Genomic DNA, 24,698 nt, shown 5'->3' on the forward strand with positions numbered 1-24,698 from the left:
ATGAGTTGTGTGTTATTGACTTGACTCAACAATGCTAAACCGCCGGGAAACACCGTTATTCAGTGGGCAACGCTTTGTCTAGTAAGTCATTTTTTGCTTCTTTAGCTCGCTCCTCACTGACTTTCTCTTGAATCTGACGATCAGCCGATACGTCCACCTGCTCGCCAACGTCAAGCGGCTTGCTAATCGGTGCTTGAGCGCTTTTGGCATCACCTTGTTTTACGTTTTTCTGTGATTTCGTTGCAGATGCATCAGCACTAACAAGCTCTGCGAGCACCGGAGGAACGCGCCCGTCAAAACGCAGTCGATAAATTGGTTCAGGTAATGTAAACCCCTGATCCTCCAAAGCGGTCTTTGCCGCTTTAATAGCCACACTACGAGCTTTTGAGAAATTGGTATCTGACTGATTAACCCACGCCATGAACTTGATAACAATGCTCGAGTCACCAACAAAATCGATCATGGCGCCAGCGCTTGGGTCATCCAAAATGAAATCATGTTGCTTGATTGCATCCAGACCAACTTGCATCGCAATCAGCGGATCATCTTCACCGTCCACGCCCAATTGAAAGTCGAATCGACGCTCTGGGTTAGTGCTGTAATTCAGAATAATTCCCTTGAACACGATTGAATTCGGGATCCTTAAATGGTTACCGTCTAAAGTCATCAAGATTGTCGCTCGCGATGTTAGCCGCACCACATACCCTTCATGCTCGTTGATGGTTACGTGATCATGCGCACGAAATGGCTGACGCAGACTCAGCATAATGCTTGAAATGTAGTTTTCCAAGGTATCGCGCACCGCAAAGCTAATCGCAATACCCAGCACGCCCGCACCACCTAATATCGTGGCAATAAACTTTGACGCACCTATCAAATTGAGCGCAAGCACAACGCCCAAGGCAATAATTAGAATGCGCACGGCGTGCGACAACAGCTCGGCTAAAAATGGATTAGGCGCTATGCGTTGCCACAAACGATTCCAGCGCGCAATCGCACCACCAAGCAACACAAATATGATCACCACGCCGAATGCCACCAATGTCAATGGAAGCGCGCGAATCATGCTCCTGACACTAGCTTGAAAATCAGTCAAGATCGGTGTCACATTGTCGCTGATACCAAGAGTTCGATTAATTTGATCTTTAACCGTCACCACACCTGCAGTGCGGGTTGCTATATCCATAGCGTCGTTGGCAAATCGTTCATTGGACGCGTCACCACTAAGGGTCACAACACCGGCTTCTACCTCAACCAGCACCGCGTCAAGCCCATCAATTTTGCTAAAGATATTCTGGATTCTAGACTCGATACGCGCATCGTTAGGTTCATCTTCGGCGACCTGGATGACCGGTTCTGGGTCAACCATATCGGCTTGTGCGATCAAAATGTTCGGCCAAGTCAGCACTAGCAACGCAAGCATTAAACCGGTCTGAATACTATTACTCATATTCTTTTACTACTTATCTACGACTTATTATCAATGTCAGCATCGCAAGAATCGCCGGTACGGATTGGATGATAAAGATGGTTGGTTTTACGCTGATAGCACCGACCACACCAGCCACGATAACGCAGATGAGAAAAAATAATTGCACGTCAACTTTTTTGCAGATAATCGCCCACAATAAGCCGGCAGCCAGAAAGCCATTATAAAGTCCTTGATTGAGTGCAAGCTGAGCTGAGCCACTGGCTTGTTCAGGGCTCATAGCGAATATTCGATGACCAATGGGATGATCCCAAAATACCATTTCCAGAATCATGAAACCGACATGCAGCAGTGCCACTAGTAGTGTTAAGGCGGTAGCAAGTATTCTCATATTCAGTTCCAATTCTATGCAGGTTTATGAGCGAAAATCATAGCATTAAAAACCGCTCAGTCCTGCGCTCATCGCTCAGTTTCCGTTAACTCCGACTCTTCATTAGCGGCAGCCTACGTTTGCAGCAGGCGCCGGTAGGCGTGTTTGTCTCAGCTTAGTTTTATTGCTTCGTTGCTAAAGCCCCCTGCCATACTGAATGATTTACCGTAAAGCTCAATCAAATACGACATTTTAAGACTAGTTCACGACAAACGCGATGGTATGGTTCGCTTATAATAAGTTTGCAGTATATTCTTAGCGTCACACGTCCATGCCGTTGTCATTTTCACACATACCTACTTCTGCTGCACACCGCGACCGACAAAGCCTGTAATGAAAAAACTCTCCGCTACTCTGATCTTTGCTGCACTCCTTGTTAGTTCCGATGCTCAATCACAGCACGATAATGAAGCAGTCAATGCGTGTCTTCAACAGCAACTAGCCAGCGCACCTGACTCAACAACAATGCAAGAGGTCCGAAGTTTGTGCAGCTTGTTAGATCAAGATGATACTGGCGCAACGGTGGTTTCAGAACGAAAGAAAAGACAAATGTCACTGTTTGGCGACGAATTTAGTATTTTGCTGCATCGCGACAACTATCTACTGCCACTGACCCACAACACCAAAAACCAAGCGGCCGCGCTTGAATTTTCCGAAGCAACCGAGTTAGACGACGTTGAAATGAAGTTTCAACTCAGCATTAAGACCACGCTGCTGTCGCATACTCCGTTGTTTGATGGTCAGGTGTTCGCGGCTTACACCAACCAATCTCATTGGCAAGCCTACAATGAAGAAGTTTCCAGACCGTTCCGTGAGACCAACCATCAGCCAGAACTATTTGTTGATTTTCCGGCTCGCTTTGCGCTCGGTAATTGGCAGCTAAACACGTTTCGATTTGGACTAAACCACCAATCGAACGGACGGGCGGGAGAAATATCACGAAGTTGGAATCGCCTATACTCTGAGTTCGAATTTGCATCCGAGCAAAACGAAATGAGCTTGCGACTATGGAAACAGGTTTCCGATGAAGATAACCCAGATATCAGTCGTTTTATGGGAAATTTCCAACTGAACGGTTGGCACAAACTTGGCAAACATCAGCTACATTGGATGGCGCGCAAAAGCCTTCAGGGCGGCGGCAAAGGAGCGCTGGAATTAGGTTGGAGTAGGCGCATTGGTGGACGCGAGGATTTGCGTCTTTACCTGCAAATATTCGATGGCTACGGTGAAAGTTTAATCGACTACGATCGTCATGTGCGACGCGTCGGTCTTGGTTTTAAAATTGGTGCAAATTAGCGATTCAAACAGAGAAACTAAGAAACAAAGAAACGAAGAAACTAGAGTCTGCTGGGGTTAGTTTTTCACTAGCGACGCTTGATTAATTTTATAAAAAATCAATGATCCACAAAGGCTATCTAAATTCCGATTATCACTCGACTCATCTTTCAACAGCCTGTGGTATCTTTACATAATGACTAACAACTCTGGGTTGAATTAATATTATGAGCGCCATATCGCCAACCATGTTGCAACATTATCATGACCATGGATACGTGGTTGTACCAAAATTAATCGCAGAACAGCACCTCACGACCTGGGTCGACCGACTAGCTGAAATCGTTGAAGGTCGCGTTCCACCATCACCTGGCATGCTGGTTATGAAGGATGTCATGGTTGCCAAAGGCGCAGTAAATCCCGGCAGTAAAATGGAGGCTATTGCCAAAATACAAGACTTTGAAAGTGATCCGGTACTCGATTCTTACACGACCCATCCGTCTATTTTAGAGTGTGTCGAAACCATTGTTGGCAAAGACGTTCAAACCATTCATACCATGTTGATCAATAAGCCACCACATGTCGACGGTCGCCATCCATTGCATCAAGACCTGTTGTATTTCCCGTTCCGCCCGGCTGACAAGATTGTTGCGAGTTGGACTGCCTTAGAGCCGGTCACGAGGGAGAATGGTTGCTTGGTGGTGCTCCCTGACACACACCGTGGAGAACTGTTGAAACACGGAAATCCAGAATGGGACAACCTTAACGCAGGGTACTTTGGCGCAAAAGGTGTGGATGCGTCAAATCGAGTGCATTTGGAAATGAACCCCGGTGATACCGTATTTTTTCACCCGATATTGATTCACGGCTCTGGCCGTAACCGAACGGAAGGTTTTCGACGCGCTATTTCAGCCCATTACTCCGCCGTCGACGTCGAATGGGCATGGGCCACCGAAGGTGCATTTGGCGAGAGACGTTATCGCATAGTCAGTGGCGATAAAAAAGGTCAATTTTGGTCCGGTGAACGATTTAAAGAAGGTGGGCTTGATCCCCGTACATTACTGAGCTCTAGCGAAGATCTCAAGAGCGTAGAGTCAGTGAAAAAACGACACCAGTAGCACTCAGCGATCTATCTATAAATGACATAACAGCTACCCCAAGCAAATGCTTGGAGTAACTGTTTGGCGGAACCGACGCCTCTAGAACGAGGCAAGATTGAGGTTCCATACTACGCGGTAAATAGGACTAAGCGGTTTAGAGCTTAGTAAACCGATCCAGCTATTCGTACGCCTCTTCGTCGTATAGATCTAGATCATCTCGCGCTTCCCAGCGTGAAGTTGTACGCCGTGCTTGTCGATCACGTTTGCTTTGCTGACGTGGCTTCTTAGCTTTTCGCCGTGGAGCGTCATAGCCATCGTAGTCGTCGTAGTCAAATGCTCGGTTAACCTGACTGCTGTAGTCAGCGGTATAGTCAAAATGGTGATGATGTTTAGCCATCTGGGTTTCTCAACAATAAAAAATCAGTTTGTTTAATATCGCAAAATTGAACTCGATCTATCACTGTTTTAACGATTAGGACCGAGCCGTTGTTGGTGCAGCGCTGACACGGCAGTTGGCCTATGTCTCACAGCGCTTCACCTGTGATTATTATTCAAGTATCGAGAAAGCCTGTAAAACGCTATTTTTGCGCCCTGACGACAAATATTTTTGATCGACATAGAGAGACACTCCCGATGAGTTGCACCAAACTGTGCAATATTTGCGCCCGACTTCCCTTGCTTAAGCAGCGCGGTCTATACTGAGATTATCTCAACACTCCGCTCTGGCACACACTATGATCAAATGTTACCTCGATCTATTACTAAGCAAGCGTAATATTAACGCAGAGTCGCTCATTGCCGATACATCATTGAGCCGTGCAACTGTTAGAAAGTTGCTGGATGGCAGCGCCAACGAAATCCATTTCGACGAGCTTGAAGCGCTGTGCGACTATCTAAAATGCGATGTCGGCGATTTACTTAGTCATCAAGGTTGATGGTTAGCGTAAGCAAGGCGACCGAGTAGCTACGCAACCACATAAATGTCGCCATCAAAGCTGCCTTGTATCGTTATATTTTGACTACTTAAGGTCCGCAAATAGTCGATTTGCTCTTTGCCGATTACCTGCCCTGGCACCAACAATGGAATTCCCGGTGGATATGGTGTAACGAGTCCTGCACATATCCGCCCTTCACTCTCGGCCCAATGCACAGCTTCACGCTCAGCAAAAAAAGCTTCATTCGGCGAACATGCGAGCTGGATTGCCGGCAAACTCGGCGGCAATTTGCTTTTTCGTTGCGACCGAGACAGTTTCACTTTGCCTGAGTCTAGCTTTTTAAGCGCATTGTAGAGCCGCACAATTTTGGATCGAGTGCCACCTAAGGTAAGTAATACCAATAACGTAGAATGCGTATATTTTTCGATCTCTAAACCAATTTCATCGAGCAGATAATTGTGGATATCGGTATGTGAATAATCGAGCTTAGAGATATCGATCAAAATTTTCAGCGGATCGTGCCCCATGTTATCGCTATCAAAATGATCAAACATTTCGCGAAATTGATCGGGGCCCAAAATACGAATTTTATTCAATGAACGCATTTGCTCTTTAAATTCGGCAACATGATTGAGCAATGCGTGAAGGATCTTGTAACCCTCCATTTCGAGCTGTTTATGACACACATCCAGCGATGCGATTAACTGATACTTTGGTGACGTGCTCGAATATATATTGTAAACCTCTCGAAAGAAGTCTTTATCAAAGTCTGGGTCATTAATATGGATATACGCGGCCTGCGAGAACGCCGACACGACCTTATGCGCCGAGTGAGTAACATAATCCGCGCCAGCATTAATTGCTGAGTAATAACGCAAACTCGGATGAAATAGTGAATAAGCAAACCAGGCTTCATCAATGAAAACCTTAATATTCTGCGCATGAGCCAGCGCAACTATTTGCCGTAGATCACTTAGCAACCCGTCATATGTGCAACCAGTCAACACCAGTAATTTTGCATCTGGATTGTGCTGAATGGCGAGTTCAATATCGGCTAACGATGGCGGCGCAAATAGACCATAGGTTGTGTTCAAAATGCTTGGAAGATAAACCGGAATACTGCCCGATTGCAAAACACCGTAATGCACTGACTTATGGCAATTTCGGTCCACAATAACTTTGTCGTCACGACGCAACAAGGTCTGTAGCACGATCTTATTCGAGGTCGATGAACCATTGGTTACAAAATAAGTGTGCTTGGTTTCGAAGGTCGCCGCCGCCGCATCTTGAGCTCGACCAATACAATGCGTACTGTCCGATAGTGAGCCTAATGAATCGACCGATACTGATAGATCGCCAACAAACACGTTTCGACCATAAAACTGATAAAAATCATTGATATATGGTGAATTCCTAAAGCTAGTTCCACCACTATGCCCTGGCGTATGCCAAGAATCATTGGATTCCGCGATGTAACGTCTATAGGCCGTCCAGAACGGTGTTTGAACCCGGTCATCAAAATCATTAATTATGTAACCCATTACCGACTCAGGGTCTGAAAGCGCGTCCTCGCGAAAGAAAAAAGATTCAATTTCGCTCGATTCATCAACGATATTTAAACCACGAGTGTCGTCGCCGACCACGTACACCGGCAACTCTAAGCGAATGTCTTTAATTTGCTCGATTAAATTCGCTTTATCGGTGACCGTCCGCTCGTGTGCATCCCAATGTAATACCACTGCTTGAATATCGCCGTCTTCACGCACGAAATCTAATGCACTAATTGAGTCAGCACATTCCACCACGCTAATCTCAATGTCGTTTCTCTCAAACGAATCAATAATAGACTCAAAGGCGGAACTCAGCTCTTGGTTAAGCTCGGGCTGGTGTTCAATGACGAGGATGCGTAACAGTGGTTTCATAGTAAAGAGTACAAAGAAATTTTGCGCACTTTACAAGAGTCCTTAAGTAACAGCCACTATTTTTTGGTCATTACACACTGATTAAGCTGCGCGTATATTAACCTTCATTCTAGCTGCTTCCGCGTTATCTAACCTAGGTTTACCAAGCTTATTGACAATAAAATACCGTTAGCCTGCGATTATTTGATGACGGCCTATTGAAGTGGACTTCCCAGACTTGAAATAGCCTCACTAGCGCTTGGAATAACCGCTTGAAAACTAACTTCCTGACCATCTCGTAAGCGTTCACCACCACGAATAATCACCACATCATTAGCAGATACTTCGCCGATCACTTCAATCATATCGCGCTCTGCATAGCCAAGCTCAACATCTCGTTTGCTCGCCACGCCCTCTTCAACCACATACACATATTGCGCGCCGGTTCTTAAAATAACGGCATCGCGCGGAATCGCAACCACACTGCGTGGTGCGGCACTCGGCAGTGAAACCCGTACTGGCGAACCGACCAGTAAACCACTATCTTTGAGTGACACCCTTAGCTCCATGGTACGACTAACTGAATCGCCGACCGGCACCAGAGCACGTAACGGCGCTTTAAACGTCCTGCCAAGACTGGTGATTTCTAGCATTGTCCCCGGCGCGAGTGGCTGTACTAATGCCGCAGGTACTTGCGCACTGACTTCTAGGTTTATCGTATCTACCAAGCGCACTACCGGGCTACCAGTCTGAGCATATTCGCCTTGCTGAATTGACTGGCTCACTACCGCGCCAGGAAATGGCGCTCGAATTGTGGTTCGATCCAAAGAATTCTGTGCGGCTTGCAAGGCGGATTCGGCGCGCGCTACGTCCGCACGTGCGGTATCGCGATTAGAGCGCAACTCAGCTATGCCAATCTCCGAGACACCGAGCTTATTATTAGCCAACTCGACTCGATTAAAGTAATCCGTATGGTAGGTCAAAAGGCTCTGCAAGCGCGCTAACTCAGCGCTACGCTGCGCCACCATTTGCTTAGCATCGGTGGCATCAATAGTAGCGATATTGCCGTTAGCTTCGAGCAACTCCCCCACCTTGGCAATCTCGAGTATCTTGCCTGAAGTCTCAGAAGCGATCACCGCATCTCGAACACTAATAACCGTGCCAGGTAACACGGTGTGCGGTGCCATATCGATCATTTTAGCTTTGGCAATCGCGACTGGAGCCGGCGGTGGCCCAGATCGCTCGGCATCATCAACCGTGGCCTCTACTTTGCTTACGCCGAATAGTAGATACCCCGCCAGCCCGATCGAGGCAAGTACAAGAAAGGCAAAGCCAGCTAGCAAACGACGATTATGAAACCACTTTGGTAGCGGTGCTTCGATTACATTATCAGTGTCTTCGTACATCATTGTGCTTTGATCCATTTTAAACCTCGAAAGCGCTGCAATAAATTAAGTTCAGGCAGTGGCTCCAAGCGGAGCAAGCACGGCAAAAGAATAAGAGTAAAGAGAGTTGAAACAGCCATTCCACCGACAATCACAGTAGCAAGACCTTTGTATATGATACTGCCCGCACCAGGCGCAATCACCAGCGGCAGCATTCCCATTAATGACGTCAGCGTGGACATTAAGATCGGGCGCATGCGAGTTTGCAGCGCCTCCCGAACAGCGTCATCTTTATTCATTAAATCGCGTTGCGCACGACGCGTTTCCGAAACCAGCAAGATGGCGTTATTGACCACCAGCCCTAACAGAATAATAAAACCAATCATGCCCAGTAGATCCAGCGGGGTTGGGGTAAATAGATTGAGTAAACGCACGGCAACAATCCCACCAACCGCGGCCATAGGCAGAGAGATCATGACCAATAGTGCATCCTTTGGTGACTTAAACAGCGCCGCCATAACCAAAAACAGCAACACCACAGCCAGCGCAAAATTACCACGTAGATTCAAGATCGCGCGCGACAAAGAATCGGCATCACCACCATAAGAAATATTGGCATCGGACGGTGTAATTCGTCTAATTTGTTCTTCTAAACTGGTTAAAATCGCCATTGTTTCACCTAGCGCCAAATCTGGTGGTGCAGCAATGTTAAGCGCAATCGTGCGCCGTGCATCTAGGCGATAAATTTGATTTGGTCCAACACCGCGTTCGATACGAGCCAAATCACCAAACGGAATAACAGCCCCCGAAGGAGTCACCACCGGCATCGTTTCAAGTTGCTCGGGAACCGCCCAATCCTTGGTTCGAAGCAAAATATCTAAGCGCGACTCCTGATGGAAGAACTCACCAAGCCACAGCCCATCACCAAATGCGCGTAGTGTTCTGGAAAGCGACTCACGAGTCATACCGACTTCCGCTAAACGCCGATCATCGGGAATGAGCCTAAGCTCTGGAGTCACAACCTGAGGATCAGGATTCATCCGCACACGGCTGCCCGGCAAGTTCTCTTGAATTAGATCGGACACCTCAACCGCCGAGGCATTTAGCGCGGGAAAATCAACGGATTGTAAATTGATACTAATGTTGGCGCCGCCCCCGAAACGCCCAAACAAAGAGCCTTGCTGAGCAAATGACTGGGTATCTGGAAAACCTGAGAGTATTTCATCATTAGCGATTTGAACCATTTCATCGACACGCGACTGATCCTCTACGCGGATACCAATATTACCGCCCCATGGTCCGGTAAACAGATAGTAATTTTTAAGCTTAGGTTGCTTTTCTCCACTCATGTACGGCGCCAAGCGTTCTACTACAATTTCGGCAAATTCTTTTTTCACCAAATCAGCGCTGGCGCCCGACGGAAATGAGATAAAAGCATCCACCGCATCACGCTTAACCGGCGGTAAATAGTTTAATTGTGGCCATAATACCCAGCCCAATAACATTGGAATAACGGTCAAACCTGCAATCCAAGACGTACGTTTACGTGAAGTGTCGGTCAACAACATTAGTCGGTTCACCAAACCGTGCCAGCGCTGATCGCCTTCGACACTTGGGCTATCTTCAGCACGTAAGAAGTACGCGGCACCGGCGGGTAAAATCAACAAGGCGACCAGAAAGCTAAAGCCAACCGCAATGGCTATGGTCAATGCCAGGTCGGCGAATAATTGACCTTCGACATCCTCAAAGAACACGATTGGCACGAAAATCACAATGGTGGTTAAGGTTGACGCCAATAATGCGCCACCGACACTCCGTACTGAGCTTAGCGCAGCTTTAGTTGGCGCCATGCCCGCGTCCACCTGACGCACGTAGTTTTCTAAAACCACAATGGCCGCATCCAACACCATACCTGTTGCAAAGGCTAATCCCGCTAACGAAATCACATTAATGCTACGACCAAATAGGTTTAGCATGACAAAGGTCGCCATTAGGCTTATTGGAATGGCGGCCGCAATCAAAAGGGTTGCCCGAACACGCCGCACAAACAGCCACAGAGAACCGACAGCTAACACGATGCCAATACCCATGTTTTCGCTAAGCAGGGAAACTGCGCGGCGAATAAATACTGACGGGTCGAAGCTTTTCTCTAAGGTGACGCCATACTGGTTTGGCAGCGTTTGGTTCAACAAATTCATACGCTCCAGCACTTGATCAATCGCTGCGAGCGTATTGCCGCCGGGCTGCCGAATCAGCTGCATACCGAGGGCTGGATGGCCATTTTGATAAACCACACCTTGCGAGTCGTCAGGCCCGACGATTACTTGCGCGATATCACCAAGTTTGACGGCGGCACCATTACGCCAAGCCAAAATGGTTTCAGACAATTGATCCGCTGCGTATCGGCCCTCGAAGCGCAATGTAAAATCCCTGCGCCCTACTTCGATTTTACCGCCACTCACATCACTTGACCGATTAAGCACCGACGCTATCGACTCAATTGAAATACCGAGTTGCGCGGTTAAAAATGGATCGAATTCAACGCTAACAATTTGCTCGCCGACATTACGATTCACATCAACTCGGCTCACACCTTCAATGTTTTCAAATTCCGGTGCGATGGTCTTCTCTACAAATTCACTAAGGTCATTACTCGAAATGAGCGAGTCCGGTGCATGCTGAACAAATAGGTAAATCAGCGTATCACCAGATCCACCGCCTCCATTACGATATATCTGCGGGCGATCAGCATCAGCGGGCAAGCCTCTGACGCGTTGAATGCGGCTCGACACCTCCGTGAACACCTGATCCATGTCGGTGCCCAAGGCAAATTCCATATTGATCCATGCATTGGCGGTATTTGAAAAAGACCGTAGCTCGGTCATCCCATTAATGCCCCGAAGTTCTCGTTCGATTGGTTCAACCACCTCGCTCTCGATTTCACGGGGGCTGGCCGCTCGCCACGACACCTGCACCGCGATTACCGGTCGTTCGATTGACGGTAATAGCTGAACCGGCAGCTTCTGCACTGACACGATTCCAATCAATATGAGCAAGCATATTGTCGCGGCGGTAATCGCTGGATTATTAATAAAAAACCGAGTGATCTTCACGATGGGAAGCCCTTTTTCAAATGGTTTCTAAGCTTTTGAAAAATTATGGAACGTAGTGTCTAGCGCGGATAGACCAATCGCATCACAACTACTTATTTCAACAAAAAAACAGAACCAAGATTATTATTCAGTGCTTTACTGGCAAACACTCATTTCGCAAACGGTGAATTATTCGCTTATGTGTTGTTAGATGCTTGATTACTGGTTTTGGTTGCAAAAAATGACAATTAATTCCTATTGTCTTATATAGATGCCGCTTACCAGCGACGATCGCCATATATAGGGGAATGAGAAGTTGCCGCAGTTGTCTGCTGCATGTCGGTGCAGATAAAACTCGACACCGAGTCAGAATAATTAGGTGATGACCAACCCGTCACGCAATGTTTTTTTTAAGTGTGGTCACAATTCACAATCAGCGACAATACCCAATTATTTACTCGAAATCATCGCAGCAACTTTGCGTGCCTATCAACGTTCCGCTGTAGTCGCCTAAATCTGATCCATTATCTATCGGATCTTGCGTCACACTAAACGTGGCAATTTGCTCACACACCAGCTCAGTTCCACAAAGTTGAACGATATTTAACTCTCCGGTGATGCGGTTGTTGGCGCTATCAATTACACCACTGAAGGTAATCTCAATATTCAGATCTTGCCCGCCTCGGCACTCATCAATACGCGAGACACTATTACCAGAAAAGGTTGCTGATGCTCCCCGAGTCACGACAATGGGGCCTTGCACCTCAGTAGCGGTTACCGTCAACGTAAGCGATTCATTGACCGCTGTGGTAGTGAAATTCGAGCAGCTTGTTTGCGCATGAGTTGGCGTTATCAAACTATTAATTACCGGCTTACTCCACGCCTTAGGCAACACAGGAACCATTGTAGATGCGCCGAATATAGTTAAGAGTGCTTCCCTTCGAGTTGAGCTAGTCCGTTTCATAATGTGCTTAAGGCTGATTCTGTATAAATGTAATATACCAGCGCGCCTTATGAATGCCTACCCAGACGACCGTGCATTCAGATTCATCACGTCCAATCCAATTAACTGTATCAATTTCGCTGCCCGCTTAGTTAGCAACAACCACCTCTTACCGCTTCCATTCAATATCTTGCGGCCACGGTTTCTGACCACATCCAGCACACACCACATCTAGGGTTAGTGGGTTTCCACACGGATTATGTACTAAACGGTTGTTAACCTGTGACGCTTCCAGCATGTTCTCCACAACCCATTGCCGTAAACTCATTATAAATGGAAAAAGTGATTTTCCTTTATCGGTCAGGTGGTATTCGTATCTCACTGGATTGTTTTGATATGGGTCTCGGCGTAACACCTTAGCCTCAGCCAGCAGTTTTAAGCGCTCGGCAAGCACACTCGATGGTATGTTTAGTTGGTTAATGAACGCGTCAAATTTTCGCGCCCCGAAAAAACACGCAATCAGAATTAAAATCGTCCAACGATCGCCGACCATGCTTGCCAAACCAGGGTCAGTATCGGGCTCGTCTTTGCCTGACTTAACGACACGTTTACGATGCTTGGCGTTACTTGCGCGAATTGTATCGAGCTGATTATCCAACTGCTCAGACATATCTAGCCAACTGACATCATTGAACGCTACCAGCGTGTCGCAGGCGCGGCAAACCGGCTTAGGAGCCAATCGTTCGCCACAAACGCGATGATATAAGCGTTGCGCAACATTGTGCTGACGATCATTGTTCTGCCGCCAATCAGCTTCCCATTGCAGTGCTAGTAAAGAGGAACTCATTAAACTCAAGCCGCGCTGCGTAAACTTGTATTCGAAGCGCTTAGAAGACGCTTTGGTCGGCGCGCGATACAAGATTTCCTTTTCGATTAATGCATTTAAGCGTCGCGTCAAGGTGGCCCGGCTGATCGAAACTCGATGGCAAAACTGTTCGAAACGCGTGGCACCGTAAAATGCCTCTCTCAAGATCAGCAATGTCCATCGGTCACCAATTACATCTAAGCCCGCGGCTATCGGCTCGTTGAGTATCAATTGATTAGTCATAAGCCAAGTGTATCAAAGCTACTGAATAATTACTGATATGCCCAACTAAGCCCAACAAACATAATCTCACAAAAAGTCTTATAAAGAGAATTACTAATACCATTCAATAGAAGGATTGACTTAATATCAATATACATATAGTTTCATAGACGAAGTTACTAAATCTTGCTATATCATGAAAATTCTCGAAAAAAATACTATCAAGCACACTCTCAGGCGTAGCATCCACCCGTATTTAAACGGAGCATGGAAGCCAAATTACACCGAGTACACCGCCACCGACATGGAAGTGATTGGCACCATTCCGTCAGACATTGATGGCGTATACCTACGTAATACTGAGAATCAGCTGCATGAACCCATCGGGTATTATCATCCGTTCGACGGCGACGGCATGCTGCACGCAATGTCTTTCAAAGACGGAAAAGCGGAATATCGCAACCGGTTTATTCGAACAAAAGGCTTCGAGGAAGAACAAAAGCTCGGTAAATCAATATGGACAGGCTTCGCCAATGACCCGAAAAAATCTAAGCGACCAGGCTGGGGCGCACAGGAACACCTAAAGGATTCATCTTCCACCGATGTGGTGGTACATGCCGGAAAAGTGCTTTCAACATTCTGGCAATGCGGCGATGGATATCGCTTAGACCCATACACATTAGAGCAATATGGAGCAGAAAATTGGGTTCCAGCCGAAGGTATTTCCGCCCATCCCAAGGTCGATATAAATACCGGTGAAATGCTGTTCTTTAACTATTCGAAAAAAGCACCCTATCAACACTACGGCGTCGTCGACAAAGATAATAATCTCGTTCACTACACACCAATCCCCCTACCTGGACCGCGCCTTCCACACGACATGGCGTTCACCAAAAATTACTCAATATTGATCGATCTGCCATTCTTTTGGGATCCAGAGAAACTCAAAAAAAACCAACACGTGCCCACTTACTACGGCGATACCTTACCCACGCGTTTCGCGATATTCCCCAGGTACGGCAGTGCTGAGGATGTTATGTGGTTTGAAGCCGACCCGACCTACGTACTGCACTGGATGAATGCTTACGAAGACGGTGACGAAATCGTGCTCGACGGGTATTTTCAAGACAATCCCGATCCGGCGCCGATGAAAGGTTTGCCTAAGCTAGTCGGTAAATTCATGGCAGGATTAGACCAACGGTCTTTCAAATCCAAGTTACATCGCTGGCGTTTTAATCTGAAGACCGGCGAAGTCACCGAGAAACACTTAGATGATAAAATCTTAGAATTCGGCACATTCAACCAGCACTACGCTGGCGTCAAGTCTCGTTACCTATATTCAACCTGGAGCAAACCCGGTTGGTTTTTATTTTCGGGGATCGTTAAGCACGATTTAGAAACCGGTGAATCATGGAGCCTGCCATTTGGCAAAAAACGTTATGGTAGCGAAGCTCCATTTGTGCCGCGAATTGGCGCAACCAGCGAGGATGACGGTTATCTCGTCAGTTTTATCACTGACATGAAAGAAAACCGCTCTGAATGCATTTTGGTCGACGCACAAGACATTGAAGCCGGCCCAGTCTGCCAAATTATACTACCGCATCGAATCTGCAGTGGGACACACGCGGCCTGGGCTGACGGCCCGTCGATACGTGCCTACTCCGAGACCAGCAGCGATGAATAAAAGCCAATTCTATACAACCAGCATGGTAAGCCATGAACACTAAACCAATCTATATCTTGGGCGGCTACCAGACAGATTTTTCACGTAATTGGAGCCGCGACGGAAACACTGTTTATGATTTATTTTCATCTACCGTTAAATCCGGCTTAGCGAGCAGTGGCATCGATGCGAGCGAAGTCGAGGTTGGTCACGTTGCTAATTTTGAAGGCTCGTTGTATACCGGGCAATCGCACCTCGGCGGATTTTTTGGGCACGTAGACCCAGCAATGCAAACCATGCCAGCCTCTCGCCACGAGGCTGCCTGTGCCTCTGGGTCAATGGCGATGCTAGCCGCGATGGCTGATCTAGAGTCAGAACGTTATGGATTAGCCTGTGTGGTTGGTATCGAAGTGATGCGTCAAAAATTTGATGATAGTCTCGATCGACTGCAGGGCGCGGCCTGGGTTGGCGAGGAGTGGCAGGACGCTAATTTCGTATGGCCTCGGGCGTTCAGCGACATGATTGATGCCTACCAGAATAGATATGGTATAAATAACAATCACCTAGCGGCCATTTCTCAGAAAAACTTTGATAATGCCAAACACAACCCTAACGCGCAATCGAGAAATTGGAGTTTCAGTGATGAAGCCTTTAAGCCTAGCAATCAAGCTACTGACCAAGATGCAGCCCAAGCCAACCCCGTCATTGAAGGCAATATACGACGATTAGACTGCGGGCAGGTCACCGATGGCGCAGCGACTGTGTTTCTAGCTACTCAAGAGCGAGCACAAGAGTACGCGCTAAAACACGGCAAGAACTTGGCGGACATTCCACAAATCAAGGGCTGGGGGCATATCAACGCTCCCATGCTATTTAGTGAAAAGCTCCGTTCAGGCGCAAACTCACCATTTCTGTTGCCACACGTGAATACCTTATTTTGTCAAACTTTGCGTCGTGCGGGCTTAGCCAGCCTTGATGACATTCACGGATTGGAATTACACGACTGTTTCAACATAACCGAATACATGATCTTAGACCATGCCGGCCTTAATCGCCCCGGTGAAATATGGCAAAGTATCGAGCAAGAGTACTTCGTTAAAGACGGAAAACTGCCAGTCAACGTCAGCGGCGGCTTAATTGGGCTTGGCCATCCGGTGGGCGCTACTGGCGTGCGGATGGCCTTAGACTGCTACAAGCAAACTACCAATCAAGCCGGCGATATGCAGATCGATGAATGCCAAACCATGATGACCTTCAACTTAGGCGGCAGCACAACCACCTGCGCAAGCTTGATTATTGGCACATGAGCATTAAACCTATCCGCTATTTTTGACTTGTATAGAGTTTATATTGGTTCAAAGTGTGGCAAATACACGCCAAGAGGCTAACCCAGCCGATGCGTCATTTCTTTTGTAGAATCGGATGTATCTACCCCAAAGCTTGAAGCACCCATTAGTTTTGCTGGCTCTAGGCAGTTAATTGGCACAGTTCGCCCCCAACTCTATGGGCGCGGTCGGGGCTGATTCGTCAAACACAAACGAGCAATGAAGTTTAGATACGGCTCCGTCAACCAAACCTTCTCTAAACACTGCATTGGAAATAAATGTGTGTCCGGCAGTCGCATTGGTAGAGTTAGAGGAACGAACAGCCGCGCTCGCTGCTAAAATATCGACCCCCGTGATTCTTGATCGATTAGTGCTAGAGTTACTATAAATGCCGTAATTCGAGCCAGAAGCGCCGGTTACTTCTATGCGCAGGCCGCTGTAGAGTCCTTTGCTGGCAGAATTGCTGTAGATCCCGTATTTATTTCCTGAACTGGAATCGATATCAATCGAAGATCCAGAAACGACCCCATCAATGCTGGAATTGAAATGGATGCCCGCCTGAATCGAAGTACAACCATCAATTGTAATGCGATTACCGATGATGTTGGCGTTGCCAGTATTAACCAAAATGCCCGTCGCTAATGTACAGTCGCTAAGTTGAATTAAGTTGTTATGAGAATTGAATACGCCGGAAAGAATATAAACGCCATTAACATCGTTGCCATCGCTAAGCTCGATGGTGCTGTTCGACAAACTAAAATCTGAGGAATTGGCATAGATACCGTAGTTACTCCCAGGCCCATCAATTTCGATTCTTACGTCGTCGATCAGTATGCCGTCATCGCTTGATAGGTAAAATCCTAGGGCATTGTTGCCGCTTGTACTGGAATGACGGATAGTTAAGCTCCGAACACCGCTATTACGGTTACCATTAAAGACCGCCGATTCATTACGGACTGTAGTTGAGACAGTGCCAAGCAATACTGTTGCGTTTTGACCGCTGCCAGACACATCCACATATTGTTTCATGTTTATGATTGACGCAATCGGATAGACGCCAGGCGCAATCACAATTAGGTAGGGATTGCTTGCACTTGCGTCGCTAATCGAGTCCATGGCTGCCACAGGGTCAGTAAAATCACCGTTAGCCTTCGCTACAGTAACAATATTCGCCAATGGCTTTGCATCATCACCTGACATCGGAATGACTACGACTTTATTTTGTGCAAACACCGTGACTGACGCAGTCGCCAGCACCATAACCAGCGCGCAACCAAGAGTTAATTTGAATTTTCCTAGCATTTTTGACTCATTTTGACTGGAGGGTTGATGAACCAGCTAGGCCCACATAGGTTTACGATACTCTATAAGCGCACCAGCCTATCAACAACGGGCCAAACGGCCACCTCAATAACTAAACCCCGTCAACCTTGGGGCTGCGAACAGGCTGCTAATCAACTAACACTCTACTCCAGAGCCTGATGCGCTCGGAATTACCAGTACCGAGTCTTGATCAGATCGATAATGACTTGAAATAACAGGCTCACCAAATTTGGACTTCAATACTTCAATATCAACACCATAGGTCGACTCGATAACGCCGCTCATCAACACGTCTTCAGTGCCACCTTGCGCGCTAATCTCGCCACGATTCAGGACAATAAGCTGATCGGCGAACTTAGCGGCCAAAGTTAAATTGTGCATCGACACAATGGTGATGACTCCACGCTCACATGTCTGTTGCTTCAGAGCATGTAGAACTTGCAACTCTCGATGTATATCAAGCGCGCTAGTGGGCTCATCCAAAAGATACAGATCTGGATTGCGGATCAATGCTTGGCAGATTGCCGCTAGCTGTTGCTGACCACCGGAGAGCTGGTTGATATTTTTATGGGCAATGTTGTCTAATTGAAATTCGCTAATAAGTGCGGCCGCCGCAGCTACATCTTGATCGCTGACCGCCCAACTTAGATTACTCTTACGAGCCAGCAGGATGGTTTCAAACACGGTTAAGTTAGCCGTATTCCCAGTCAATTGTGGCAAGTAACATACGCGACTCAACCAGTTCGCCTTGGACGTTTCCTGCAACTCGATATCATTTAGAAAAATAGCGTTAGCGCTCACTGGCAGCAGGCCCGCTAGCGCTTTAAACAGAGTACTTTTACCCGCCGCATTTGGACCAATTAACGCAACAAAGCTACCTGGCTCAAGGCTATCAACATTAATATCTCGCAAGATATGGCGATTGCCGTAATCACAGTTCAAAGACGTTACATTAAATGTCATGACCAACTTCTTCTTTGTGTTTTAAGTATTAAACTGATAAAAAATGGAATGCCAATTAGCGATGTGATCATACCAATTGGATAGATCACGCCGGGCGTTGCGGCCTTACTCACCACAGAAGTTAGCGACATCAATAGCGCTCCAGCGATTATTGATAGCGGCAGAAAAAATCGCTGGTCTTCGCCCACTAACATGCGCGCAATATGCGGGCCGACCAAACCAACGAACCCGACGGTGCCCACAAACGAAACCGCGGTTGCGGTTAATAAAGACACACCAACCAATATCTCAATACGCAGCCGCTTAACGTTAACGCCTAAGCTACGGGCTTTTTCTTCGCCCATTCGAAGACTTGTCATGGGCCAAGCACGGACCATAAAGAGCAACATGATTGGCAGCAATACAGCACCACACACCGAAACTGAATACCAACTCGAGCGCCCAAGTGAACCCATCATCCAAAATACAATCTGGCTTAATTGAGCATCAGTGGCAGCGTATTGAACAATACTCAGCAGCGCGTTAAACGCAAACAAGAGCGCAATGCCAACCAACACCATTACTTCAGCCGAACTCTCCTTAATACGGGTAAATACGTACAGCAACGCAGTGGTCAAAATAGCAAACACAAAGGCCGAGACCGACGAATCGACACCATCGGAAATTCCCAATATATTGACATTAAAGACCAACGGTAATGCCGCACCAAAACTCGCGGCAGATGAAATACCCAAAGTAAATGGGTCCGCCAACGGATTATTTAGCAAGGTTTGCATCTGAGCACCGGCTGCCGCTAACATAGCGCCGATCAAAATTGCGGTAATAGCAATTGGCAAACGAATATCCCAAACGATTAAGCGAATATTGCCGGCGCTGGTTTCAGGCTCAAACACCGCACTGAATATCTGCGACCAAGACAAACCACCGGGACCAGTGTAAATGTCACTCACAAATGATAAGAACAGCAAAATCAAGCCAAGCGTGATTAGCATAACCCGCTTTTTATTGTTCAATCGGTAAGCATTTGAAACCGCATTTATCATAGCGTTTCTAGAGTCCAGTCGAGCTTGGTATCTTTAATATGCTTGAGCAATGGAATGTGTCGATCAATGATGCTTTGCACCGCTTGCAAGGCATCATTCGAGTCCGCTTCGCAACGAAAAACTAATGCCCCATCCACCGCGCTCATGTGGCAAAGTCCCATCGGGAACTGCACTTGAGAACAGGCTTCACTTTTCTCAACCGTGACTTTACGGCTAAAGTGATGGCTTAACATATCCACGTATTTGGCAGCTCGTTCTGCCTTAACTTTCGACTTTGCTTGATACATAATTGCTTACTTAGCCTCCTCTATTGACACCGAATAGGCGCCGTTTAGGTTAACTGGATTGCTGCCAGACAGCATAGATTTGAGTGTGTCTTGTGGTGCTAGATCCGCGAATAGTTCTGGGTGAAACCACTGTGCCATTTGCTCGATGGCATACAGGTTTAGCGGTGAGTTATAGAAGTGGTGCCACAGCGAATAAGCACGCTTATTTTTCACTGCATCGAGTTCGGCGAATTTTCTGGCCGCCACGAATCTTGATAGCGATTGACGTGCATCATTGACGCTAACACCAGCTCCAGACAGCAATAAACTATCAGCATCTGAGCCTCTACTCATTGAACCAATAGCGGTGCCAATAAACACATCGAAGTTAGTGCTTAGCACATGCTCATAGCTTAATTGCCCCACTGGCCCTTTTAATAAATCACTGGCAATAGAGCGTCCACCGGCAAATTCAGCCATGTCGGCAAACATGCCCTTGCCGACGCTCAAACAACATTCTTGACTTGCATTCGCCTTGAGCTCAAATAGCACTGACGGATAGGCACTTAACGGAATTTGCGCTACTCGTTTTTCGATAAGCGCCAAGCTATTACGGTAGCGTTCAGCAAATTCGAACGCTTTATCTGAGGCACCAAGCAAGGCACCAATAATCTCGACGCTATTCGCCGTGTGCTTAATCGGCTCTTGGCTAAAATCCACAAACACCACCGGAATATTCGCGGCCTCTAGGGTCTCCGTGATGTGCTTAGACTGAGCACTTGGGCCGTGGCCGGACAAACCAAATATTGCTAGGTCTGGGTTAAGCAGCAGTATCTTCTCAACACTGACGCTCTCGGCACTCGTTCTTCCGAAGTTCTCTATTTGATCAATATCTGGGTAAGCCTGTCGATACGCGTTATACGTATCTGGATCGTATAGCTCAAACTCATTCATCATGCCGGCAATTCGAGTAATCGGCTGCTTGATACCCAGCACGCTGAAAATCGAAATGAACCGCCCTTCTCCTAAGATTACTCGCGTTGCTGGCTTTTCAAGTTCGACCGTGCGGCCAGCAATGTCGACAACTGAAATTCTTGCCAGACCCTGACTGGACGCTAACACTGTTGCAGCCGCCAAAAATAGTAATATGCTTTGTTTCATGGATACCTCACGACAAACTCCGCCGACGTTTTCACGGCAGCGGAGTCATTTGTTAATGGAATTATTTGGGATTAAAATCGGTAGGCAAGCGTTGCCTTCAAATTTCGACCAGGCTCATAGTCGAGTAGATACAGTTCGCCAAAACGCGGATGAAAACTCAAACCAGTGCGTGATGACTGCGAGGCATAAAATTCATCAAACAGGTTATCAACTCCAACTGTTAACTCAAAACCGTCGAAATTCTCTGGCCGCCAGCGCGCCGAAATATTGTGCACAGTGAACCCATCTTTAGCGTTATCCGATGTTGCACCATCTAAATCGACGCCGCTTGCAACCGAACCGACTGCGAGCGCATCCCAATGCAACTCAAGATTAAAGGCCTCTAACCTATAATCGAGATTCAAACTAACGGTGTCGCCTTGGGTCCTATCTAATCGAGCGTTTTCCAAGTCTGCATACGGTGTGAACGCGCTCAATTCGCTTTTTGCATCGGAGAAAGTAAGCAACATCGATAGATTGTTAACCTCATAGCTGACATAGGCTTCAAGACCTTGAATCGTCATATCACCAATATTGTCTTTCCATGTACCTTCACCAATTGACGGCGGCTGGGTCGCATAATCATAAATATAATTATCCAGCTGGGTATCAAATACGGTTACGCCAACACCAAAACTATCGGCGCCAAACATACTGTCTTGAAACGCAATTGAAAATTCAGAATTGACGCCAGATTCCGCTTCAATACCGGCGTTTTCAGCGTCAAATAGCCCGGCTCCGGTAAATACTTCGCCTATTTCCGGGCCTTTAAACAATTCGGTAGCACTCAACTTGAAAATCACATTATCACTGGCCTGAAACTCACCAGCCAGCGCCAGTGTTGTGTCACTAAACGAGCGATTTATCACAGCAGAATCAATGTCATAGCTGTTGTAGCGAATGCCAGGAATTAACGCAAATCGATTGCTCAAACTGATGCGATCTTGTAGAAATAGCGCGATATTTTTAGCGCCCTCGCCCGCCACATCAACACCACCTGCTTGGTATGCGGCCGCATAAGACGTGTCATAGTCGATTATCTCTGCGCCATAAGTCAGTAAATGCGACTCCAATTCAGATTCGACTAAAAGATTGGCTCCAACGTTTTCAGCGCGCCCGGAAACAAGCGCCGCAGAACTCGAAAATGCGGCATTCTGAGCCCAGCCGGTCTCGTCGCGCTTTAGTTCACTTTCGCTATTAAACACGGCCAGTTTAATGCTATGCGAATCCAAGTCGACATCGTAGTTCATCGTTAAGGTATCGCGGCTTAACTCCGTGTCCCACAACAACGGTACGCCTAAACTGTTAGTAATTGCTAAATCTGTGGCCAACCCCATATCAGGCCGATAACTATAATCACCCTGATCCGTATAGCTCTCATAGCCAAGTTCGATGCGCTGGCTAGCGCTAATATCGAACCCAAGCTTAAGCAAAGTGTCGTCGAGTTGGCCTTCAAGACCACGTACTTGACCATCGGTACCGGGTATGACATTGCCAGAAAAATCCAAAATTTCGCCGCCACCAACGTCATAGTTATCTCGGTCTACACTATTGTGATAAACCACCAAATCAAGAGAATCGCTTAGTTGTCCGTAGCCAGTTAATGCCACACTCGCTCCAGAGTTGTCGCTAGTGGTTAGCTGCACTCGACCGCCAAAGGCGTTGTCAAATTCCAGCAGTTGCTTGGCCGATTTAGTTTCAAACCTTACGGCACCACCTAAGCCACCATTAACCACCGAATTAGTTCCAACTTCCACGTCGACCGAACTCAAGATATCAGCGTTGATATGCAAATTGCCCATATGGTGATACATATACGAGTTCTGATTCGCTCCATCAATGCTAATGCGAAGATCTTTATCGTCCATACTACGAATGGTAATGCGCTGATTCAATGAATGCGCCCCGCCAACATCAACACCGGGAATAGTCCGCAATAAGTCGCTAATGTGATCCGCCTGTTTAATCGTGATGGCCTCTTCATCGAGTTCTATTGAGGAAGCTCGAACCTGAGTACCCCATACCAACACTTGTTCGGCCGGTGTATTTCGACTGAGCGACGCCTCGCTATTTAATACGGTTTGCGCCTTGGCGTTTGAGGTATTAAGTGCGCCCACGCTCAAGCCGATTGGGACAATGAGCAATCTATTAAAATTCATAACTAGTTTCCAAAAGTGATAACGATATGTGTTTGTTGCAAATGCAAATCATTCTCATTAATGGTAAGCTACATCGAATAATTGTGTTCCAGAATTTATTATTATTTTCTGACAAAGAGATATGAATTACCGCCACCATGAAACAAAATAGCTCAGCGATACTCGACAATGTTTATGCAAAGGATTTTGAAGCCCTGCAACTCTCAATTGGCGCGTCAGAGAAGGCTATCGGTCTTGAAGTGTCTAAACCCATTCTCAATGGGCAGTTTCGTTATCACGCTTTTCAGAATGGTTTATCGATGCACTCGGTCAATGCCACCGAACAGCAGGATGCCAGCAACGCGATCGAACTACCGCCAGGTCTGAGTATTAATTTTATATTCTCTGGAATCGTGGAATTTGAATTTGCGCAACAGAGCCACACCTTGCAACCGATAGATGACGAAGCTAGCTGTTCGGTAATCGTTAACTCTCGGCAGGAAGTAATGAAGCGCCGTATGAAGAAAGGCGAATATGTCGAGAAGCTCAACATATTTGTTGAGTTACCTTGGCTGGAATCTAGGTGCCAATCAAGTATTGACCGTAAAAACCTCAATTCATTATTGTCGCGAACATCAGTGCTTTCGTGGACGCCGACTAAACAGACGCAAAAGAAAGCTAAACGGTTATTGAAATTGGACCAAGCGATGAGTTTCATGCAAGTCATGCATGCTGAACAGCTAACAATAGAAATATTAACGCAATGCTTGAATGACCTAAATAACCGTATTGAACCGCATAACGACGCCGCTACGCAGTTGCTAAATGACCACTCTCTACGTTTAAAAGCCGCGATCAATGAACACCTTGAAGTGCATAACACGGTTGGCGATGTGGCTAGCGCTCTGAATATGAGTGAACGAACATTACAAAGGAAATTCCAGCGTCACTACGGGGAATGTATTTCCTCTTATATCAAGCAGAGAAAAATGGAACACGCCAAAGTGGCTTTATTGATAAACCGTAAAACTGTCGGCGAAGCCGCTTACATCGCGGGCTACAAACATACCCCTAATTTTATCAATGCATTTAAAAAGCTAACCGGAATGACGCCATCGGCCTTTGTCCGTTCAAACCAAGAGCAAATAGACAAAAAACATCAAGCCTAGTAAAAACAACGTCTAAATGAGCTGCGCCGAA

General features: G+C 46.9%; 20 protein-coding genes. 6 read left to right on the forward strand and 14 right to left on the reverse strand.

Annotated features, from left to right (window positions below):
• Nucleotides 1-55 precede the first annotated feature (55 nt).
• Both DFR28_RS06555 and DFR28_RS06560 read right to left on the reverse strand, forming a co-directional pair.
• Nucleotides 56-1,450, reverse strand: coding sequence for a mechanosensitive ion channel family protein (locus tag DFR28_RS06555; RefSeq protein WP_113953547.1), 1,395 nt, complete (start codon nucleotides 1,448-1,450; stop codon nucleotides 56-58).
• A gap of 13 nt (nucleotides 1,451-1,463) precedes the next feature.
• Nucleotides 1,464-1,820 carry a DUF1304 domain-containing protein gene (locus DFR28_RS06560; protein ID WP_113953548.1) on the reverse strand — a complete coding sequence of 119 codons (357 nt, stop codon included), beginning with the start codon at nucleotides 1,818-1,820 and terminating at the stop codon, nucleotides 1,464-1,466.
• A gap of 372 nt (nucleotides 1,821-2,192) precedes the next feature.
• Between DFR28_RS06560 and DFR28_RS06565 the strand changes: the two genes are divergently transcribed.
• Together DFR28_RS06565 and DFR28_RS06570 are read left to right on the forward strand one after the other, a co-directional pair.
• On the forward strand, nucleotides 2,193-3,155 hold the full coding sequence (locus DFR28_RS06565; RefSeq protein WP_113953549.1) for a phospholipase A: 963 nt from the start codon (nucleotides 2,193-2,195) through the stop codon (nucleotides 3,153-3,155).
• 206 nt (nucleotides 3,156-3,361) lie between these two features.
• Complete coding sequence (locus DFR28_RS06570; protein ID WP_113953550.1) at nucleotides 3,362-4,252, forward strand: phytanoyl-CoA dioxygenase family protein; 891 nt, start codon at nucleotides 3,362-3,364, stop codon at nucleotides 4,250-4,252.
• Between the two features lie 160 nt (nucleotides 4,253-4,412).
• Here DFR28_RS06570 and DFR28_RS06575 read toward each other — a convergent pair whose 3' ends face one another.
• The gene (locus tag DFR28_RS06575) at nucleotides 4,413-4,631 is read right to left on the reverse strand and encodes a hypothetical protein (protein WP_113953551.1); all 219 of its coding nucleotides are present in this window, start codon (nucleotides 4,629-4,631) and stop codon (nucleotides 4,413-4,415) included.
• A gap of 337 nt (nucleotides 4,632-4,968) precedes the next feature.
• Here DFR28_RS06575 and DFR28_RS06580 point away from each other — a divergent pair, with 337 nt between their 5' ends.
• Nucleotides 4,969-5,169 (forward strand): helix-turn-helix domain-containing protein, encoded by a 201-nt coding sequence (locus tag DFR28_RS06580; protein WP_113953552.1) that lies wholly within the window; start codon nucleotides 4,969-4,971, stop codon nucleotides 5,167-5,169.
• Between the two features lie 29 nt (nucleotides 5,170-5,198).
• Here the strand turns inward: DFR28_RS06580 and DFR28_RS06585 are convergent, their stop codons facing one another.
• From DFR28_RS06585 to DFR28_RS06605, 5 genes are all read right to left on the reverse strand, one after another.
• Complete coding sequence (locus DFR28_RS06585) at nucleotides 5,199-7,091, reverse strand: Orn/Lys/Arg family decarboxylase (RefSeq protein ID WP_113953553.1); 1,893 nt, start codon at nucleotides 7,089-7,091, stop codon at nucleotides 5,199-5,201.
• A gap of 194 nt (nucleotides 7,092-7,285) precedes the next feature.
• Nucleotides 7,286-8,494, reverse strand: coding sequence for an efflux RND transporter periplasmic adaptor subunit (locus tag DFR28_RS06590; RefSeq protein WP_113953554.1), 1,209 nt, complete (start codon nucleotides 8,492-8,494; stop codon nucleotides 7,286-7,288).
• Nucleotides 8,476-11,568 (reverse strand): efflux RND transporter permease subunit, encoded by a 3,093-nt coding sequence (locus tag DFR28_RS06595; protein WP_170131999.1) that lies wholly within the window; start codon nucleotides 11,566-11,568, stop codon nucleotides 8,476-8,478. The genes DFR28_RS06590 and DFR28_RS06595 overlap by 19 nt, the downstream gene beginning before the upstream one ends.
• Before the next feature lie 433 nt (nucleotides 11,569-12,001).
• On the reverse strand, nucleotides 12,002-12,511 hold the full coding sequence (locus DFR28_RS06600) for a hypothetical protein (RefSeq protein ID WP_147250943.1): 510 nt from the start codon (nucleotides 12,509-12,511) through the stop codon (nucleotides 12,002-12,004).
• Between the two features lie 148 nt (nucleotides 12,512-12,659).
• Nucleotides 12,660-13,598: a winged helix-turn-helix transcriptional regulator gene (locus DFR28_RS06605; protein WP_113953557.1), complete on the reverse strand. Its 939-nt coding sequence runs from the start codon at nucleotides 13,596-13,598 to the stop codon at nucleotides 12,660-12,662.
• A gap of 175 nt (nucleotides 13,599-13,773) precedes the next feature.
• On the opposite strand from DFR28_RS06605, the gene DFR28_RS06610 reads away from it, so the two are divergent.
• Nucleotides 13,774-15,261 carry a carotenoid oxygenase family protein gene (locus DFR28_RS06610; RefSeq protein ID WP_113953558.1) on the forward strand — a complete coding sequence of 496 codons (1,488 nt, stop codon included), beginning with the start codon at nucleotides 13,774-13,776 and terminating at the stop codon, nucleotides 15,259-15,261.
• A 32-nt stretch (nucleotides 15,262-15,293) separates the two neighbouring features.
• On the forward strand, nucleotides 15,294-16,547 hold the full coding sequence (locus DFR28_RS06615) for an acetyl-CoA acetyltransferase (protein WP_113953559.1): 1,254 nt from the start codon (nucleotides 15,294-15,296) through the stop codon (nucleotides 16,545-16,547).
• 168 nt (nucleotides 16,548-16,715) lie between these two features.
• Here the strand turns inward: DFR28_RS06615 and DFR28_RS06620 are convergent, their stop codons facing one another.
• From DFR28_RS06620 to DFR28_RS06645, 6 genes are all read right to left on the reverse strand, one after another.
• Entirely contained in the window at nucleotides 16,716-17,867 is a 1,152-nt protein-coding gene (locus DFR28_RS06620) for a glycosyl hydrolase family 28-related protein (protein WP_113953560.1), read from the reverse strand.
• Between the two features lie 156 nt (nucleotides 17,868-18,023).
• Entirely contained in the window at nucleotides 18,024-18,851 is an 828-nt protein-coding gene (locus DFR28_RS06625; protein WP_113953561.1) for an ABC transporter ATP-binding protein, read from the reverse strand.
• Nucleotides 18,848-19,894 (reverse strand): FecCD family ABC transporter permease, encoded by a 1,047-nt coding sequence (locus DFR28_RS06630; RefSeq protein WP_113953562.1) that lies wholly within the window; start codon nucleotides 19,892-19,894, stop codon nucleotides 18,848-18,850. The genes DFR28_RS06625 and DFR28_RS06630 overlap by 4 nt, the downstream gene beginning before the upstream one ends.
• Nucleotides 19,891-20,181, reverse strand: a complete 291-nt coding sequence (locus DFR28_RS06635; RefSeq protein WP_113953563.1) for a DUF2218 domain-containing protein — start codon at nucleotides 20,179-20,181, stop codon at nucleotides 19,891-19,893. Before DFR28_RS06635 ends, DFR28_RS06630 begins: the two co-directional genes overlap by 4 nt.
• Before the next feature lie 6 nt (nucleotides 20,182-20,187).
• The gene (locus DFR28_RS06640) at nucleotides 20,188-21,321 is read right to left on the reverse strand and encodes an ABC transporter substrate-binding protein (RefSeq protein WP_113953564.1); all 1,134 of its coding nucleotides are present in this window, start codon (nucleotides 21,319-21,321) and stop codon (nucleotides 20,188-20,190) included.
• A 71-nt stretch (nucleotides 21,322-21,392) separates the two neighbouring features.
• Complete coding sequence (locus tag DFR28_RS06645; RefSeq protein WP_113953565.1) at nucleotides 21,393-23,519, reverse strand: TonB-dependent receptor domain-containing protein; 2,127 nt, start codon at nucleotides 23,517-23,519, stop codon at nucleotides 21,393-21,395.
• Nucleotides 23,520-23,656: 137 nt separating this feature from the next.
• Here DFR28_RS06645 and DFR28_RS06650 point away from each other — a divergent pair, with 137 nt between their 5' ends.
• On the forward strand, nucleotides 23,657-24,667 hold the full coding sequence (locus DFR28_RS06650) for an AraC family transcriptional regulator (RefSeq protein WP_113953566.1): 1,011 nt from the start codon (nucleotides 23,657-23,659) through the stop codon (nucleotides 24,665-24,667).
• The last annotated feature ends 31 nt before the right edge of the window (nucleotides 24,668-24,698 follow it).

This window comes from Arenicella xantha (assembly GCF_003315245.1).
Classification (GTDB): Bacteria; Pseudomonadota; Gammaproteobacteria; order Arenicellales; family Arenicellaceae; genus Arenicella; species Arenicella xantha.

Bases quoted from the DNA above. Each gene is read 5' to 3' on its own strand.
- DFR28_RS06555 (WP_113953547.1), bottom strand. From the start codon at position 1,450: ATGAGTAATAGTATTCAGACCGGTTTAATGCTTGCGTTGCTAGTGCTG.
- DFR28_RS06560 (WP_113953548.1), bottom strand. From the start codon at position 1,820: ATGAGAATACTTGCTACCGCCTTAACACTACTAGTGGCACTGCTGCAT.
- DFR28_RS06565 (WP_113953549.1), top strand. From the start codon at position 2,193: ATGAAAAAACTCTCCGCTACTCTGATCTTTGCTGCACTCCTTGTTAGT.
- DFR28_RS06570 (WP_113953550.1), top strand. From the start codon at position 3,362: ATGAGCGCCATATCGCCAACCATGTTGCAACATTATCATGACCATGGA.
- DFR28_RS06575 (WP_113953551.1), bottom strand. From the start codon at position 4,631: ATGGCTAAACATCATCACCATTTTGACTATACCGCTGACTACAGCAGT.
- DFR28_RS06580 (WP_113953552.1), top strand. From the start codon at position 4,969: ATGATCAAATGTTACCTCGATCTATTACTAAGCAAGCGTAATATTAAC.
- DFR28_RS06585 (WP_113953553.1), bottom strand. From the start codon at position 7,091: ATGAAACCACTGTTACGCATCCTCGTCATTGAACACCAGCCCGAGCTT.
- DFR28_RS06590 (WP_113953554.1), bottom strand. From the start codon at position 8,494: ATGGATCAAAGCACAATGATGTACGAAGACACTGATAATGTAATCGAA.
- DFR28_RS06600 (WP_147250943.1), bottom strand. From the start codon at position 12,511: ATGAAACGGACTAGCTCAACTCGAAGGGAAGCACTCTTAACTATATTC.
- DFR28_RS06605 (WP_113953557.1), bottom strand. From the start codon at position 13,598: ATGACTAATCAATTGATACTCAACGAGCCGATAGCCGCGGGCTTAGAT.
- DFR28_RS06610 (WP_113953558.1), top strand. From the start codon at position 13,774: ATGAAAATTCTCGAAAAAAATACTATCAAGCACACTCTCAGGCGTAGC.
- DFR28_RS06615 (WP_113953559.1), top strand. From the start codon at position 15,294: ATGAACACTAAACCAATCTATATCTTGGGCGGCTACCAGACAGATTTT.
- DFR28_RS06620 (WP_113953560.1), bottom strand. From the start codon at position 17,867: ATGCTAGGAAAATTCAAATTAACTCTTGGTTGCGCGCTGGTTATGGTG.
- DFR28_RS06625 (WP_113953561.1), bottom strand. From the start codon at position 18,851: ATGACATTTAATGTAACGTCTTTGAACTGTGATTACGGCAATCGCCAT.
- DFR28_RS06630 (WP_113953562.1), bottom strand. From the start codon at position 19,894: ATGATAAATGCGGTTTCAAATGCTTACCGATTGAACAATAAAAAGCGG.
- DFR28_RS06635 (WP_113953563.1), bottom strand. From the start codon at position 20,181: ATGTATCAAGCAAAGTCGAAAGTTAAGGCAGAACGAGCTGCCAAATAC.
- DFR28_RS06640 (WP_113953564.1), bottom strand. From the start codon at position 21,321: ATGAAACAAAGCATATTACTATTTTTGGCGGCTGCAACAGTGTTAGCG.
- DFR28_RS06645 (WP_113953565.1), bottom strand. From the start codon at position 23,519: ATGAATTTTAATAGATTGCTCATTGTCCCAATCGGCTTGAGCGTGGGC.
- DFR28_RS06650 (WP_113953566.1), top strand. From the start codon at position 23,657: ATGAAACAAAATAGCTCAGCGATACTCGACAATGTTTATGCAAAGGAT.